This window comes from Actinomycetospora termitidis, from assembly GCF_030286555.1.
GTDB lineage: Bacteria > Actinomycetota > Actinomycetes > Mycobacteriales > Pseudonocardiaceae > Actinomycetospora > Actinomycetospora termitidis.
Genome location: NZ_JASVWF010000001.1, coordinates 13,351 through 28,888, shown reverse-complemented (window position 1 = coordinate 28,888; position 15,538 = coordinate 13,351). Strand labels below are relative to the sequence as shown.

Sequence of the window (15,538 nt, the reverse complement as noted above, 5' to 3'; positions counted from 1 at the left end):
CCGCTCAGCGGTGCCGGGCGGCCAGTGCGGCGAGCCGGCGCAGGCGCCCGGCGAGGGCGTCCTTGGACAACGGCGGGTCCGCGCGGGCGGCGAGCTCCGGGAGGCCGAGCTCGGGGTGGGCGAGGCGCAGCCGGCCCGCGTCGGCGAGCGCGTCGGGGACCTCGACGCCGGCCCGCTCCAGGGTCGCGAAGGCCTCCTCGGTCGCCGTCGTCGTGCGGGACGCGGCCACCGTGGCGCGGGCGTCGTTCGCCGAGCTGCGGCCCGGGTCCTCGAGCCCGGCCGCGGCGGCGGTCGACCGCCCGCCGCACGTGGTCAGCAGCAGCGCGGTCTCCGAGCGGTCGACGACCACCCGGCTCGCCTCGCGCCGGGCCCGCACCCCGAGACGCAGCCCGAGTTCGGCGAGCGTCAGCGCGGCCCCCGGGGTGGGGCACTCCAGGACGACCCCGTGCTCGGACAGGCGACCGCGGGCGAGCAGCGCCCCCCGCCAGGTCGCGACCGCGCCGGGCAGCGACCCGCCGGTCAGCCACGCGGGCGGCGCGGTGAGGGCGCGGCCGCGCGCGTCGGTGAGTCCGAGGCGCACGGTCAGGGCGTCTCCGGTGGTGCCGGGGACCTCCGGGCTCCTGACCTCGACGCGCCACCGGTCGCTCGCGGAGTCCGCGCGCACGGTGCCGTCGGTGACCCCGAGCCGGGTGAGGAGCGAGACCAGACGCGAGGCGGCCTCGCGGGTGTCGAGCTCGGCGGCGAGGGCGGCGGCCCGGACCTCGACGCGCGCCCACCGGATCATCGCCGCGGCCTCGGCGCCCGCCTCGCGGTCCCGGGCCGGGGGCGGGGCGGCGGCCAGCACCGCGGCGACCTCCCGGGTGTTCCCGGGACGCGGCGCGGTCGTGGGCGCCTGCGTCCGCCGACCGACCGAATGCCTCACGCCCACCTCCCGTCGTCCCGAGCGATCACGGCACCCTCACACACGGCAACGCGCGACCCTCGACGGGGCTGCTGCCCACGGGCCGGGGGCGGATTCGACCCGAAGGTGTCACGCACCCCGGTCGGGACGGCTCGACGTGGTGACGACGGGCGCCTCAGCGCGATCGCGCTGGGCCGACCGGACGGCGCGACGCGCCGGGCCCCGTCCCCCGGCCCGGGCGGGTCGGTCACGGCGCGGCACGGCGTCACTCGATCGACGGATCCCCCGTGCGCGCCGGAGGCCGGTGGAGATCCCCGGGATCGGCACCGGGCGTGGTTATACCTGACGCACCGAGGTGGGGGGAGGGGCCGCAGCGATGACCGTGACGCCGATCTTCGACGATCTGAGGGCGCGCCTGGGCGCCGGGGAGCCCGAGGTGGCGCCCGGCGACCTCACCGAGGGCGGGGGCATCGTCGTCCGGCCCGCGGGGCGACCGAGCCCGACGCCGCGACCGGTCGTCGAGGGCGCCACGGCGTTCGGGCGGGGCTGCCTGGCGGCGGCGCCGGAGCGGTCCACCGCCGAGGGCGGGGACGGCGACGAGTCCGCCCGCCTGCTCGCGGGCGCCCGCCGCGAGGCCCTGGCCCTCGGGCACCACCGCGTCGACACGCTGCACGTGCTGCTCGCCGTCGTGCGGTCGGACGCCGAGATCGGCCGGGCCTTCGGGATGCGGGGAGTGGGGACCGCCGTGCTGGCCGTCGCGGCCGGGCCCGCCGTCGAGGACCCGACCACCCCCGACGGTCGTCCCGAACAGAGCGCGGTGGCGCGCACCGTGCTCCAGCGGCTCGTCCACCGGGCGCGCGCCGAGCGTCGGTCGGTGTCGGCGGCGGACGTGGCCACGGCGGTCGTGCGCACGCCACGGGTGGCGGACCTCCTCGTCGAGCGCGGAGTAGACCTCGACGACCTCGTCGACGTCCTCCTCCCGGGCGACGACCACACGACGCCGACCCGGCTCCTGCCGCGCGCGGCGGCCCCGGTCACCGTGCTGCTGCCGGTACCGGCGAATCCCGCGGACGCGTGGACCTCGCCGCTGCAGGTGGCGACGTAGGTTCGGTCCGGTGGACCAGCGACACCGGACGGCCCAGGTCGGCGACGGGCCCTTCGCCGAGGGGCTGCTGGACGTCGGAGGCGGCCAGCAGGTCGCGTGGCGCTGCCACGGGAACCCGTCCGGTACACCGGCGCTGGTCGTGCACGGGGGGCCGGGCTCGGGCGCGCGGGCGTTGTCGTGGACACCCCTGTTCGACCTCGCCCGCTACCGGGTGGTCCTGGTGGATCAACGCGGGTGCGGCGGGAGCACTCCCGACGCCGGCCACGTCACGACGGATCTGTCGCTGAACACCACGGCGCACCTGGTCGCGGACTTCGAGGAGGTCCGCGAACACCTGGGCATCGAGCGGTGGGTGCTGCTGGGTGCGTCGTGGGGCGCCACGCTGGCCCAGGCCTACACCGCGGCGCACCCCGACCGCGTCCGGGCGGTGGTGCTGTTCAGCGTCACCTGCGGCGAGCGCCGCGACATCGACTGGATCGTCACGGCCATGCGCCGGCTGATCCCGGCGGCCTGGGAGCGGTTCGCGGAGGCCGCGCACGCCGCGCCGGGCGAGCGGCTGCTCGACGCCTACGCCCGGCTGCTCGCCGACCCTGTCACCCAGCGCGACGCCGCTTGGGCCTGGTGCGCCTACGAGGACGGGCACACGGCGATCGGCGGGGGACCGGCGCCGACGGAGACGCTCGCGCACGCCGAGCCCGAGTTCCGGGCCCGCTTCGCCCGCCTGGTCACCCACTACTGGCGCCACGACTGCTTCCTGCCCGACGGTGCCCTCCTCGCCGCCGCCCGTGGCCACGACGGGATTCCGGCGGTGCTGGTCCACGGCGAACGCGACATCTCCAGCCCACCCGATGTCGCCTGGGAGCTGGCGCGCGCCTGGCGCGGCGCACGGCTGCACCTGGTCGGCGACGAGGGCCACGGAGCGCCGGCACGGACCCGGGCGCTCGTCCGCGCCGCGACCGACGACGTCGCCGACGGCGGCTGACCCGCCCACCGCCTCCGATCAGGCGGGTCGGCGTCACGGACGGTGCGGACCGCTCGGCCGGCGTCTACCGAAAGGCGAGCAGCCGCACGCCGAGCGTGGACTCGACGCGGCGGACCTCGGCGAGCTGGTCCTCGGTGAGCGGGGCGTAGGGGCTCTCGGCCTCGTAGGCCACGACCGGCGTGCCCAGCGTCTCCTCGAGACGGCGGACGTCGGCGAGCGCGGTCTCGTCGAGGGCGGCGGGACGGAGAGCGGGACTGGTCATCGGGTCCTCCTCGGGTGCTCCGCTGGTGCGATACCCCGGAACCGCGTCCGTGACGCCGGTCTCACGAACGTGTCCTCATTCCCGACGGCGGGTCGCGCGCGGCAGGGCGCGCACGAGGGGCAGCACGCGGGCCGGGACCCGCTCGGTCAGCGAGATCTCCGACTGCGTCCGCTCGACGCCGGGCGAGGCCAGGACGCCCTGGATGACCTGCTCGAGGTGCGCGTTGGAGCGGGCGACCACGCGGCACCACAGGTCGCCGTCGCCGGTGATCGAGTGCGCCTCGACGACCTCCGGGATCGACGCGAGGTGCTCGGCGACCGCGTCGAGCCGGCCCTGCGCGATGTGCAGCGTGATGAACGCCAGCACCTCGTAGCCCAGGGCCGAGGGCGCCACCCGGGGTGCGAACCCGGTGATCACGCCGGCCTCCTGGAGCCGCTCGAACCGCGCCTGCACCGTCCCGCGGGCGACGCCGAGGGTGCGCGCGTGCTCCCGGAGGCCCACGCGGGGCCGTTCGAGGAGGGCGAGCAGCAGGGCCCGGTCGAGGTCGTCGAGTGTCATCCGCGTCTCCCTGCTGGTCCAACGGCCCGCTCCGGCCGGGCTGACCCGCGCGTAACAGTACCAACGGCCCAGTGATCGTCGTCTTCTCTGGACCACTGGTGTCGGAGTGTCTAGCTTCGGTGACCATCCGAGCACAACCGGCCCGATCGGAGGTCGCCACCATGACCCTCGACCTTCCCGCGCGTCCGTCCGCCCGTCCGGAGCCCACCCCCGCTCCCCGGGCGCTCACCCTGCGCGACCGCTACACCGAGACCGACGGCACGGTGCAGCTCACCGGTGTCCAGGCGCTGGTCCGGCTGCCGATGGACCAGCGCCGCGCCGACGCCGCCGCCGGTCTGCGCACCGGCGGGTACGTCTCCGGGTACGAGGGCTCGCCGCTCGCGGGCTACGACCTCGAGCTCGGCCGGCACCGCGACCTGCTCGACGCCCACGGCATCGTGTTCGCGCCCGGGCTCAACGAGGAGATCGCCCTCACCGCGGTGCAGGGCACCCAGCTCGCGCCCTCGACCGGCGCGCTGCGCGACGACGTCGCGGACGGGATCACCGGCTACTGGTACGGCAAGGCCCCCGGCCTCGACCGCGCCACCGACGCCCTGCGGCACGCGAACCTGTCCGGCACGTCCGGCGGCGCGCTCGCGATCGTGGGCGACGACCCGGCCGCCAAGTCCTCGAGCGTGCCGTGCGCCTCCGAGGCGGCGCTGGCCGACATGGCCCTCCCGGTGCTCTACCCGGCGGACGTCCAGGACGTGCTCGACCTCGGCCGCCACGCCGTCGAGCTCTCCCGCCTCTCCGGCCTGTGGGTCGGGTTCAAGATGGTCACCGCGGTGGCCGACGGCTCCGGCACCGCGGTCGTGGGGCCCGACCGCGTCCTGCCGATCACCCCCGACCTGACGTTCGGGGCCGGCACCCCCTTCCGCCACGAGCCGCACGCCAAGCTCCTCGGGCCCCGCCTCGCACCCCTCGAGCGGGACCTGCACGGCAAGCGCCTCGTCATCGCCCGTCGGTACGCCGCCGCGAACGGCCTGAACACGATCGTCGGGTCCGGCCCGGCGCGGATCGGGATCGTCGCGGCCGGCAAGAGCTGGCTCGACCTGCGCCAGGCGCTCACCACCCTCGGGCTCGACGACGCCGAGCTCGCCCGGCGGGGCGTCCGGCTGCTGCGCGTCGGCATGCCGTGGCCGCTCGAGGGCGGGATCGTCGACCGTTTCGCCGAGGGCCTCGACGAGATCGTCGTGGTCGAGGAGAAGCGGGCGTTCCTGGAGGCCCAGATCAAGGAGCACCTCTACGGCCGGACCGGCGCCCCCGCGGTGCACGGCAAGCGCGGGCCGGACGGCCGGGCGCTGTTCGCCGAGTACGGGGACCTGGACCCGGACGCGGTGGCGAAGGGCCTGGCGACGCGACTCGCCGACATCCCGAGCGTGGAGGCGTGGGCCGAGGGCCGCCGTCGGGAACGGACCCGCATCGACCTGCCGCTCGCGGGCGCGACCCGCAACCCGTACTTCTGCTCCGGCTGCCCGCACAACTCCTCGACCACCTCGGCCCCGGAGGGCTCGCTGGTCGGCGCCGGCATCGGCTGCCACACGATGGTCATGCTGATGCCCGAGGCGCAGGTCGGCGAGGTCACCGGCATCACGCAGATGGGCGGCGAGGGCGCGCACTGGCTCGGCACCGAGCCGTTCGCCGACCCCGCGAAGGCCGCGCACTGGGTGCAGAACATGGGCGACGGCACCTTCCACCACTCCGGCAGCCTGATGATCCGCGCGGCCGTCGCCGCGAAGGCGCACGTGACGTTCCGGCTGCTGCGCAACGGCGCCGCGGCGATGACCGGCGGGCAGGACGCCGTCGGGGAGCTGTCGATGCCGCAGCTGGTCCGGGTCCTGCTCGACGAGGGCGTCGCGCGCGTGATCGTGACGACGGAGGACCTCGCCCGCTACCGGCGGGTGAAGCTCGCGAAGGGCGTCGTCGTCTGGGACCGGTCACGCATCGACGAGGCGCAGGAACTGCTCGCGGCCACGCCCGGCGTGACGGTGCTGATCCACGACCAGGAGTGCGCCGCGCAGAAGCGTCGCAAGCGCAAGCGCGGGAAGATCGCGGACCCGACCACCCGCGTCGTCATCAACGAGCGGGTCTGCGAGGGCTGCGGGGACTGCGGGCAGACGTCGAACTGCCTGTCGGTCACGCCGGTCGACACCGAGTTCGGCCGCAAGACCCGCATCCACCAGGCGTCGTGCAACAAGGACTACTCCTGCCTGGACGGCGACTGCCCGGCGTTCACGGTCGTCGAGCCCGGCGGCTCCCGGACCACGGCGGCCGTCGAGCCCCTGGGCGGTGAGCGGCTGCCCGAGCCCGTCCGGACCGTTCCGGACGACGCCGTCGTCCGGCTCGCGGGCATCGGCGGCACCGGGGTCACGACGATCGCGCAGGTCCTCGCGGCCGCCGCGCGCATCGCGGGCCGCCCGACCCGCGGGCTCGACCAGACCGGTCTCGCGCAGAAGGGCGGCGCGGTCGTCTCCGACGTCAAGATCGGCTCCTCGGAGCTGGCCGGGCGGGCGGCAGCCGGGGAGTGCGATCTCTACCTCGGCGCGGACCTGCTCGTCGCCGCCGACCCGGCCTACCTGAAGGCCGCATCGTCGTCCCGGACGGTCGGCGTGGTGTCGAGCGCGAAGATCCCGACCGGCGACCAGGTCGTCGACCCGACCGTCACCTACCCGGCCGTGGACGCCGTCCTCGGGCGCATCCGGTCCTCGGTCCGGGCCGACGTGGGTGCGGTGCTCGACGCGCGGGCGCTGGCCGAGGCGCTCTTCGGCGACGACCAGTTCTCGCTGACGATCCTGCTCGGGGCGGCGTACCAGCTCGGGGCGCTCCCGCTCCCGGCCTCCGCGGTGGAGGCGGCGTTCGAGCTCAACGGCGCCGCCGTCGAGAAGAACGTCCAGGCGTTCCGGCGCGGGCGGCAGTCGGTCGCCGACCCGGAGGCGTTCGCGGCCGTGGTCGAGGCGGTGACCCGTCCGGCGCCGGACGGTGTCCCGGGGTTGACGACGGCGGGTGCGGTCGCCGCGGCGGAGATCGTCGCGTCCGTGGGCGCGCCGGCCGGGTCGGAGCTGGAGCGGCTCGTCGGGATCCGGGTGCCGGAGCTGGTGGCCTACCAGGACGCGGCCTACGCGCGGTCCTACGCCGACGTGGTGCGCGGCCTCGTCGACGGTCCGGCCGAGCTGGCCGAGGCCGTCGCCGTCGGGCTGCACAAGCTGATGGCCTACAAGGACGAGTACGAGGTCGCCCGGCTCTCGCTCGACCCGGCGTTCGGCGCCTCGGTGCGGGCGGAGTTCGGGGCCGACTCCCGGATCTCGTGGAAGCTGCACCCGCCGTCGCTGCGGGCGATGGGGCTGCGGCACAAGCTGACGCTCGGGCCCTGGTTCCGTCCGGGCTACGTCTCGCTCCGCGCGATGCGCCGGCTGCGCGGGACGCCGCTCGACCCGTTCGGGCGCGCGGAGGTCCGGCGGGTGGAGCGCGAGCTCGTCGTCGAGTACCGGGAGCTGGTCCCGCGCCTGGTGGAGATGGCGGCTGCGGGCGAGGTGGACCGGGCGGTCGCGATCGCCGCGCTGCCGGACATGGTGCGCGGCTACGAGGACGTCAAGCTGGCCACCGTGGCGATGTACCGCTCCGCGGTAGGTGAGCACTTCGAGGGGCTATAGCCACACTTTCTGCTCACCTGGCGAAGCCACACCACCACGCCCGGAGCGCGACGCCGAGCGGCTCGACGTCGTCGTCCCAGGAGGCCCCGGCCAGCATCGGGGCCTCCTGCCACGCCTCCCGGCCGCCGAAGAGGAACGGCAGCTCGATCGCGTGGCAGGCGCCCAGCCCGGAGTCCGGGGCGGACCAGGTGAAGCGGTAGGTGCTCACCGTGGTCCCGGCCGCGGCGGCGCGGGTGGCGAGGCGCTGCGCGGGCCACGTGAACACCCGGTGGGTGGCGAGCCGGGAGCCCCACGCGACCGGCGTCGGGAACCGTCGGGCGAGACGCCGCAGCGCGGGCGCGATGTGGACGAAGGTGTTCGCCTCGTCGGCCGTCGTCCCGATGATCATCGGGTGACCGGAGTGCGCAGCCGCCACCCACGGGTCCGCGGCGGACACCCCGACCAGCGGCTCGACGCCGGCGACCGGGGTGAAGGCGGGCGCCGAGTTGATCCCGCCCGGCCCGGCGTGGCGGACCATCGCCCGCCGCTGGGCCTCCAGGAGGTCGTCGATGCCGACGGTGCGGGGATCGGCGCCGTCCAGGGCGTCGTCGACGTGGCCGGCCACGCGGGCCGCCGAGCGCTCCGTGCCGAGCCCCAGCCCGAGCTGGCCGCTCTGCAGGATCACGCGCCGGAACAGTCCGCGCAGGTCGGGCGCGCTCATCAGGCAGGCGATCGCGTGCGCTCCCGCCGACTCCCCGACCAGGGTGACCGCATCCGGGTCGCCGCCGAAGGCCGCGATGTGCTCGTGAACCCAGCGCAGTGCGGCGGTGAGGTCGGCCAGCCCGAGGTTGCCCGGCGAGACCCCGGGCGCGCGGAGCCAGCCGAGGATGCCGAGCCGGTAGCCGACGCCGACCGCGACCACCCGACCCTCGCGCACGAGGCGGGCCGTGTCGTACCAGGAGAGGTCGACCCCACCGATCACGTAGGCCCCGCCGTGGATCCACACGAGCACCGGCAGGCGCTCGTCCGGCCGGACGTCGGCCGGCGCGCGGACGGTGAGCCGCAGGCAGTCCTCGTCCTGGCCGAGGTCGTCGGCATTCGACGGGCCGGCGATCGCGTCCATGCGCGAGGCGAGCTGCGGGCACTGCGGCCCCGGGGTGCGGGCGTCGCGCGTGCCGTCCCCGGCCGGCTCTGGCGTCGGGAGACCGAAACGGTCGGCCCGCGCGTAGCGCAGGCCGAGGAACTCGACGACGCCGCCGTCGCGGTGCACGCGGCCCCGGACGGCACCGGAGGGGGTGACGACGACGGGGGCTTCGGCGTCGGTCGTGACCGTCACCGGTCGGCCTCCCCGGGAGACCCGTCGCGGCGGGTGCCCGAGCGGTCGCCGTCCCTGCCGTCCTGGCGGTCCTCGTCGTCGGCGGGGTCCCGGTCCCCGGACCCGTCGTCCCCGGACCCGTCGTCCGCGGGCTCGTCCTCGTCGGCCTCGATGACCTCACCCCCGCGCCGCGCCGCCTCGTGCTCGCGCGCCTCGCGGGCCCACTCGTCCTCCCGGCGACGCCGGTAGGCCATCTCGTCGTCGTCGTACCCGGTCCCGTCGTCCTGGTCGGAGGGGGAGGGCTCGTAGTCGATGTACTCGTCGTACTCGGCGTCGACGATGTCGTCGGACCCGCGGGAGTCGCCGCGATCGCGCGAGTCGTCGGAGTCATCGGCGTCGTCGGAGCCGGTCGACATGACGCGGGTGGCGTGGCGGTCGTCGTCGGGCTCGCCGTGCACGACGTCGTCGTCCGCGCCCGGGTCCGGGTCGAACTCGATCGGGCCGGAGCTCAACATCTCCTCGTCGTGGGCGAGGCGCTCCCGGGTCCGCTGGCCGAACCACAGCCCACCGCCCGCGAGCACGCACAGCAAGCCGAACACCGCGATGCCGAGCGAACGCATCAACACGGCCGTGATCAGGGCGACGACCCCGATGGCGGCCCAGGCGATCCCGACGACCACGAGCTTCGGCAGGGGCCCGTCGCGCCGTGGGCCGCCCAACAGACCCCGGTCGTCGGCCGCGGTCACGTGGTGAAGCCCGCCTCGGTCGCCCGCTCGATCGAGGCCCGGACCTCCTTCTCGGCCGCGGCGCGCCCGACCCACTCGTGGCCCTCGACGGACTTGTCCGGCTCGAGCGCCTTGTAGACCTCGAAGAAGTGCTGGATCTCCATGCGGTGGTACTGGTCGAGGTGGTGGATGTCGCGCAGGTGTTCCAGGCGCGGGTCGTCGACCGGGACGCAGAGCACCTTGTCGTCACCACCGGCCTCGTCGGTCATGCGGAACATGCCGATGGCGCGGCTGCGGACGAGGCAGCCCGGGAACGTCGGCTCCTGCACGAGCACGAGCGCGTCCAGCGGGTCGCCGTCCTGGCCGAGCGTGTCCTCGATGAAGCCGTAGTCCGCCGGGTACTGCGTGGCGGTGAAGAGGGTCCGGTCCAGCCGGAGCTTCCCGCTCTCGTGATCCAGCTCGTACTTGTTGCGGCTGCCCCGAGGCACCTCGACGAAGACGTCGAAATCCACGACCTGCCCCTCTCACCTCGCCCGACCGTGGGGGGCCAGTGTGGCCGGTGGGGCACCACCGGGCCACCCCGGGGCGATCAACCCGGGTCCTGCCCGAACGATCGGCCCAGCCGGTACCCCAGGTCGGCGGCCGCGGGCCGTCCCGCCGGGTCGAGGGCGGCGCTCCCGGGTCCGGCGAGGTACTCCGGGTCGGGGCCGATCACGGTCACCTCCGTGCCGGCCGCCCGCAGTTCGTCGAGCTCGTCGTCGAGGCCCCGTACCGGTCCGCCGCCGGGCGCGGGGAAGGGGACGAGCACGACGACGCGGTCGTGACCCGTGGCCAGCGTCGCGTGGCACAGGGAGGCCATCCCGCCGTCCATCAGGTCGCGGCCCGCCACCGGCACCGTCGGCCACACCCCGGGCACGGCACAGCTGGCCGCGACGGCGTCGTCGAGCGGAGCGCCGGCGGTGCCGTCGAACACGACGAGCTCCCCGGTCCGGGCGTCCACGGCGGTGATGCGCAACGGCGTCGTGGGCCAGTCGTGCACCGGGAGGCGGGCCGCCACCGACACGCGGCGCCGGTCGGCCACGGAGCGGTCCACGCCGAGCGCGAACTCCCCGACGTGCCGACGGGCCTCGAGCGGATCGGCACTGTCGGTCTGCATCGCCTCCATGAGCGCCTCGAGGTCGACGTCGCGCGGGATCTCCGACGCCGAGGGCGCGTGCTGCGCGGCCAGGGCGTCCGCGAGGTCCCAGCCCGGGCCGGTGTCGGCGGCGGCCGCCACGAGGGTGCCGACCACGGACCCGGCCGAGGTCCCGACGACGAGCGCCGGCGCGTCGAGGCCGGCCGCCAGCGGGCCGCGCGCAGCACGCAGCCCGGCCAGGACGCCGATCTCCCAGGCGATGCCGGTCACCCCGCCACCGCCGAGGACGAGGGCCGTCCCGCCGGGCTGCTGCGCTGCGCTGCTCATGGCAGTGCTGTGTATCAGGCCTGCTTGATCGCCGAGATGTCGAACTCGAGGCCGACCTTGTCGCTCACCAGCACGCCACCGGTCTCGAGGGCGGCGTTGAAGGTGATGCCGTAGTCCTTGCGGTTGATCGTCGTCGAGCCCTCGAAGCCGGCGCGCTGGTTGCCGAACGGGTCCTGGGCGACGCCGGTGTGCTCGAAGTCGATCGTGATCGAGTTCGTGACGTCGCGGATCGTCAGGTCGCCGGTGATGCGCCAGACGTCGTCACCGGCCTTCTCGACGGAGGTCGAGCGGAAGGTGATCTCCGGGTAGACCTCGACGTTCAGGAAGTCGCCGCTCTTGACGTGGCCGTCGCGCTGCTCCTGGCTGGAGTCGAAGCTGCCGGCCTGGATGACGATCTCGGTCGTGGACGCGGCGGGGTTCGCCTCGTCGATCGTCGCGGAGCCGCGGAACTCGCCGAACGAGCCCCGGACCTTCGTGACCATGGCGTGGCGGGCGGTGAAGCCGACGCGGCTGTGGGCCGGGTCGATCTGGTAGTCGCCGGCGAGGGTGAGCTGCGGGGCGGCGGTCTCGGTCATGGTGTCCTCCCGGACGCTTGAAGCATCAACTGATAGACCCGAGCGTAGCACCTTCGCTTGCATCTTCAAGTGTCGGGTCTGTGGTGACGACCTCGCCCGATCGGGGAATCAGGCCGCGACGGTCTCCGGGTCGCCGACCACGACCGTCCCCGACCAGCGGGCCTGCAGGCGGGTCGCGAACGAGGTGGCCCCCACCCCGAGCACCCGCACGACGAGTCGGTCGCCCGCCAGGCCGGTGGCGCTGGAGGCGAAGCGGGCCACGGCCTCGACGTCCCACGCGCGGGCGCGGATCGGCACGATCACCCGCACCCGCGTGGTGGCGAGCAGGACGGCGAGGGCCTGGGCGGTGGCCGGCCAGTGGCGCGGCGCCGGGGCGCCGGCGCTCGCGGGGGGGACGACGACGGCCTCCGCGCCCTCCCGCTCGGCCGTGCGGGCCTCGTCGAGCAGGGCGTCGAGGTCGCGGCTGCCCCCGGCCGGGTCGACCAGGCCGTGGCTCACGGGGTCCAGGACGACGACGGTGGGGGTGGGTTCAGTGCTCACGGCGGTCATGACAGGTGAGGTCCTTCGGACGAGGGGTCGCAGGCTGGGCGGGGGACGTCGGCTCACGACGTCAGGCGCACGGGCGACAGAACTCGTCGAAGGCGTCGAGGCGGCGGCTCGGCCAGAACCGCTCCAGATCCTCGGTGCCCACACGCACGTCTTACACCGACGGACGGTGCGGGTGCCACCCTTCGTGGGGTGATCCACCGCGCCCGTCTCGACGACATGACCCCGCGCGACCTCTACGCCGTGCTCGCCCTGCGGGTCGAGGTGTTCGTCGTGGAGCAGGAGTGCGCGTACCCGGAGCTCGACGGGCTCGATCTCGAGGCGGAGCACTGGTGGTCGCGGGCCGCCGGCGGCGAGCTGACCGCCTGCCTGCGGGTGCTGGCGGAGCCCGACGGGACCACGCGCATCGGGCGGGTCGTGTCCGCGCCGGGGTTCCGCGGGACCGGCGCGGGTGCCGCGCTGTTCGGCGCGGCCCTGTCGTCGACGACCGGGCCGGTGGTGCTCGGGGCGCAGGTGCGGTCGCAGGGGTTCTACGAACGCTTCGGCTTCGCGGTGTCCGGGCCCGGCTACGACGAGGACGGGATCCCGCACGTCCCGATGCTCAGGTCCGCCACAGCGGATGCCCAGGCTGCGGGCGGATCGTCGGGAGCGTGATGCTCCTGGTGGTGCTGCTCGTCGTGGGTGCTCTCGTCGCGCTCGCCGTGGGTCGCCGTCCCGGCTCGTCGTCGGGCCGGGCCGGGTCGCCGCCCGCGGCGGCCGACGCCGAGGCGGAGGCCCGTCGCTGGTACGACCGACTCGGCGGCCAGGTCCTCGCCCTGACCGGCACGGACGGACCCTCTCGCCAGGCGTTGTCCGACGCCTCGGAGCGGTACACCGCCGCCGGGTCGCAGCTCGCGACCGCATCCACCCCCGCGCAGTGGCGCCTGGTGTCCGACACCGCGCTGGAGGGCCTGCACTTCGTCCGCGCCGCGCGCACCGCGATGGGGATGGACCCCGGACCTGCGCTGCCGTCGAGCGCGGAGCGGGCGCGCGCCGGAGAGCTCACGGGCGAGCGCGCCGTGGACCTCGGCGGCCGCACCGTGACCGGCTCTCCGGTCCCCTCCGCCCGCAACGCCCATTACCACCCGGGCGGCACCGTGGCCGGCCGCCCGGTCGCCGCGGGCTGGTACTCCGAGCCGTGGTGGAGGCCGATGCTGCTCGGCGGGGTGGGCGCGGTCGGTGGGGTGCTGCTCGCGGACGCCCTGTTCTCGGGCTTCGGCGGAGGCGTCGGGGGCGGGTTCGACGGCGGCTGGGGCGGGCCGGGCCCCGACGACGGCGGGTTCGCCGGTGGCGGGTTCGGCGGGTTCGGCGCGTTCGATGGTGGCGGGTTCGACGGCGGGGACCTGTTCGGCGACTGGTGAGCGAGCACGGCCGGACCCGCTACCGCAGGGCCGGCGCGTCCCACGACCCGTCGTCGGCGAGGTCCAGGTCGGCCTCGGCGAGCAGGCCCAGGTAGGCGAGGAGTCCGGGGGCGAGCTCCCGGTCCGCGGTGACGACCCGCCCGGACGTGCAGTCGACGAGCAGGTGGTGCCCGGCGGCGTCCTCGGCGAGCGGCCAGTGCTCCGGGCCGTGCTCCCCGGCCACCCGCGCCCCGTGGACGAGCGAGCAGAACTCGTGCGCCGGGAAGATCGCCGGACCCCCGGGCCCCTCCTGTCCGTCGTTCACCGCGTAGAGGGCGCGCACCGGGTCCGGCAGCGCGAACCCGACGGTCTGCTCCGCGACGGCGAGTGCGCTCGGGGCGGCGCCCGGCCGCAGCACCGGCACCGGGTCCCGCCCGCGGTTGCGCAGCACGCCGAGCCAGCGGGCCCAGGCCGCGCGCAGCTCGTCGTCGGGGACACCGCCGCGGGCGCTGCCCCGCGGTCGGTCCGAGAGCGGTTGGCGTCCGTTCGTCACCGGCCGGGCTCCCGCCGCCCGGAGGGGCACTCGTCGACCCAGCGCAACAGCTCGCCCATGCCCTCCGGCGCCGTGCCCTGGACGAAGCGGACGCCCCGGGAGGAGCCGTCGTCGTCGTCCACGGTCACCTCGTAGGTGAAGCCGTCACGCATCGCCGGGGCCACCGGGCCGGAGCGCTCCCGGAACGAGCAACCGGCGACGAGGGCGCGCAGCTCGTCGGTACGGGCCGCATCGAGGTCGACGGCGTCGACGGTCGTCGTCACGACCATCCCGGCGACCCCGCCACCCCGCACCACGGTGACCCTCATCGGGGGTCCGGTCGACGGGTCGAGCTCCGCTGCGCTCCGTCTCCCGGGGTAGGCGCGACCTTCACCGCGTCCCAGCCGCCGCGCACCGCGTCGTGCTCCCGGGAACCGTCCCCGTAGCGCTCCGCGGCCACCGCGATCGTCGCCGCCGCCGCGTCGGCGAACTGCGCGTTCGCGCGGAGCCGCTCGGTGAGCACGGTGTACCAGACCGGCCCGACCGTCTCCCACGCGTTCCCGCCGAGCGTGCGCGCGGCCTCGGCGAAGGCACGGTTCGGGATGCCGGAGTTGATGTGGACCCCGCCGGAGTCGTTGCGGGGATCGTCGTCCACCGGCAGGTCGCGGTAGGAGTCCATGTCGGCGGGCTGGTCGTCGCCGGAGTAGGCGGTGCCCGGCGCGAGCATGCTGCGCAGCGCCGTCCCGAGCGAGGGTTCCAGTGCGCCCGCCCCGATGAGCCAGTCCGACGATGCGGCGTCGATCCCGCCCGCCCGCTGCTTCACCAGGATCCCGAAGACGTCGGAGAACGACTCGTTCAGCGCGCCGCTCTGCGCCTCGTAGACCAGGTTCGCGGTGTACTGCGTGACGCCGTGGGTCAGCTCGTGGGCGATGACGTCGAGCGAGCGGGTGAGGGCGCCGGCCACGAAGGTGCCGCCTCCGCCGTCGCCGTAGACCATCTGCTCGCCGGTCCAGAACGCGTTGTCGTAGCGCTGCCCGAAGTGCACCGACGAGACCAGGTCCAGCCCGCGCCCGTCGATCGACTCCCGGGCGTGGACCTCGCGGTAGAAGGCCACGGTGGCGGCGGCGTGGTCGTAGGCCTCGTTCACCGCGGCGTCCGCGGACGGCGGGTCGCCGTCGCCGCGCACCTGGCGGCCCGGGAGCGCCGACTCCTCGCCTCCCTCGACGTCGAACACGGTGTTCGCGGTGACGCCCGGACGGTCCGGCGGGACCGCCACGCCCTGCTCGCGCAGGGCCCGGGCCACCGCGATGCGCCGCCCGCGGAGGCGCTCGGACACCCGGATCGTCTCCAGCGCGGCCTCCCGGGCCGACCTCGACCCCGCGTCGGCGAGACGGAGCAGCAGCGACGGCGGGGCGATCGCGCACAGGACCATGGCGGGCAATGTGACACAGGGGATCGCACCCCGGCACCGCCGACCAGGAGGCGCGCCGACCGCGCAGAGCTACGCGGTACCCGTGGTAACACGAAT

17 protein-coding genes are annotated in these 15,538 nt (G+C 75.4%); 5 read left to right on the top strand and 12 right to left on the bottom strand.

Annotation, left to right across the window (positions count from 1 at the left end; genetic code table 11):
• Positions 1-4: 4 nt before the first annotated feature.
• Positions 5-922, bottom strand: coding sequence for a helix-turn-helix domain-containing protein (locus tag QRT03_RS00145; protein ID WP_286050386.1), 918 nt, complete (start codon positions 920-922; stop codon positions 5-7).
• 355 nt (positions 923-1,277) lie between these two features.
• Here QRT03_RS00145 and QRT03_RS00140 point away from each other — a divergent pair, with 355 nt between their 5' ends.
• Together QRT03_RS00140 and QRT03_RS00135 are read left to right on the top strand one after the other, a co-directional pair.
• The gene (locus QRT03_RS00140) at positions 1,278-2,006 is read left to right on the top strand and encodes a hypothetical protein (RefSeq protein WP_286050385.1); all 729 of its coding nucleotides are present in this window, start codon (positions 1,278-1,280) and stop codon (positions 2,004-2,006) included.
• Positions 2,007-2,016: 10 nt separating this feature from the next.
• Positions 2,017-2,988, top strand: a complete 972-nt coding sequence (locus QRT03_RS00135) for an alpha/beta fold hydrolase (RefSeq protein ID WP_286050383.1) — start codon at positions 2,017-2,019, stop codon at positions 2,986-2,988.
• A 64-nt stretch (positions 2,989-3,052) separates the two neighbouring features.
• Here QRT03_RS00135 and QRT03_RS00130 read toward each other — a convergent pair whose 3' ends face one another.
• Both QRT03_RS00130 and QRT03_RS00125 read right to left on the bottom strand, forming a co-directional pair.
• Positions 3,053-3,250 (bottom strand): hypothetical protein, encoded by a 198-nt coding sequence (locus QRT03_RS00130; RefSeq protein WP_286050382.1) that lies wholly within the window; start codon positions 3,248-3,250, stop codon positions 3,053-3,055.
• A gap of 75 nt (positions 3,251-3,325) precedes the next feature.
• Positions 3,326-3,808, bottom strand: coding sequence for an Lrp/AsnC family transcriptional regulator (locus tag QRT03_RS00125; protein WP_286050381.1), 483 nt, complete (start codon positions 3,806-3,808; stop codon positions 3,326-3,328).
• 161 nt (positions 3,809-3,969) lie between these two features.
• Between QRT03_RS00125 and QRT03_RS00120 the strand changes: the two genes are divergently transcribed.
• Positions 3,970-7,497: an indolepyruvate ferredoxin oxidoreductase family protein gene (locus QRT03_RS00120; RefSeq protein WP_286050380.1), complete on the top strand. Its 3,528-nt coding sequence runs from the start codon at positions 3,970-3,972 to the stop codon at positions 7,495-7,497.
• Between the two features lie 13 nt (positions 7,498-7,510).
• On the opposite strand, the gene QRT03_RS00115 is transcribed toward QRT03_RS00120, so the two are convergent.
• The 6 genes from QRT03_RS00115 to QRT03_RS00090 all read right to left on the bottom strand — a co-directional run bounded on the left by QRT03_RS00115 (position 7,511) and on the right by QRT03_RS00090 (position 12,093).
• On the bottom strand, positions 7,511-8,812 hold the full coding sequence (locus tag QRT03_RS00115; RefSeq protein ID WP_286050379.1) for a carboxylesterase family protein: 1,302 nt from the start codon (positions 8,810-8,812) through the stop codon (positions 7,511-7,513).
• Positions 8,809-9,537 carry a UbiA prenyltransferase family protein gene (locus QRT03_RS00110; RefSeq protein ID WP_286050377.1) on the bottom strand — a complete coding sequence of 243 codons (729 nt, stop codon included), beginning with the start codon at positions 9,535-9,537 and terminating at the stop codon, positions 8,809-8,811. The genes QRT03_RS00115 and QRT03_RS00110 overlap by 4 nt, the downstream gene beginning before the upstream one ends.
• Positions 9,534-10,028 (bottom strand): inorganic diphosphatase, encoded by a 495-nt coding sequence (locus tag QRT03_RS00105; protein ID WP_286050375.1) that lies wholly within the window; start codon positions 10,026-10,028, stop codon positions 9,534-9,536. The genes QRT03_RS00110 and QRT03_RS00105 overlap by 4 nt, the downstream gene beginning before the upstream one ends.
• A gap of 77 nt (positions 10,029-10,105) precedes the next feature.
• Positions 10,106-10,978 carry a patatin-like phospholipase family protein gene (locus QRT03_RS00100; RefSeq protein WP_286050374.1) on the bottom strand — a complete coding sequence of 291 codons (873 nt, stop codon included), beginning with the start codon at positions 10,976-10,978 and terminating at the stop codon, positions 10,106-10,108.
• Positions 10,979-10,992: 14 nt separating this feature from the next.
• Entirely contained in the window at positions 10,993-11,553 is a 561-nt protein-coding gene (locus QRT03_RS00095) for a YceI family protein (protein WP_286050373.1), read from the bottom strand.
• Positions 11,554-11,661: 108 nt separating this feature from the next.
• Complete coding sequence (locus QRT03_RS00090) at positions 11,662-12,093, bottom strand: hypothetical protein (RefSeq protein WP_286050372.1); 432 nt, start codon at positions 12,091-12,093, stop codon at positions 11,662-11,664.
• A 198-nt stretch (positions 12,094-12,291) separates the two neighbouring features.
• Between QRT03_RS00090 and QRT03_RS00085 the strand changes: the two genes are divergently transcribed.
• Entirely contained in the window at positions 12,292-12,753 is a 462-nt protein-coding gene (locus tag QRT03_RS00085) for a GNAT family N-acetyltransferase (RefSeq protein WP_345783223.1), read from the top strand.
• Entirely contained in the window at positions 12,753-13,499 is a 747-nt protein-coding gene (locus tag QRT03_RS00080) for a hypothetical protein (protein ID WP_286052002.1), read from the top strand. The genes QRT03_RS00085 and QRT03_RS00080 overlap by 1 nt, the downstream gene beginning before the upstream one ends.
• Before the next feature lie 19 nt (positions 13,500-13,518).
• Here QRT03_RS00080 and QRT03_RS00075 read toward each other — a convergent pair whose 3' ends face one another.
• Genes QRT03_RS00075 through QRT03_RS00065 form a run of 3 tightly spaced genes read right to left on the bottom strand, consistent with a single transcriptional unit; the run spans position 13,519 to position 15,442 of the window.
• Positions 13,519-14,031: an SMI1/KNR4 family protein gene (locus tag QRT03_RS00075; protein ID WP_286050371.1), complete on the bottom strand. Its 513-nt coding sequence runs from the start codon at positions 14,029-14,031 to the stop codon at positions 13,519-13,521.
• On the bottom strand, positions 14,028-14,339 hold the full coding sequence (locus QRT03_RS00070; RefSeq protein WP_286050370.1) for a protealysin inhibitor emfourin: 312 nt from the start codon (positions 14,337-14,339) through the stop codon (positions 14,028-14,030). Before QRT03_RS00070 ends, QRT03_RS00075 begins: the two co-directional genes overlap by 4 nt.
• On the bottom strand, positions 14,336-15,442 hold the full coding sequence (locus QRT03_RS00065) for a M4 family metallopeptidase (RefSeq protein WP_286050369.1): 1,107 nt from the start codon (positions 15,440-15,442) through the stop codon (positions 14,336-14,338). Before QRT03_RS00065 ends, QRT03_RS00070 begins: the two co-directional genes overlap by 4 nt.
• Positions 15,443-15,538 lie beyond the last annotated feature (96 nt).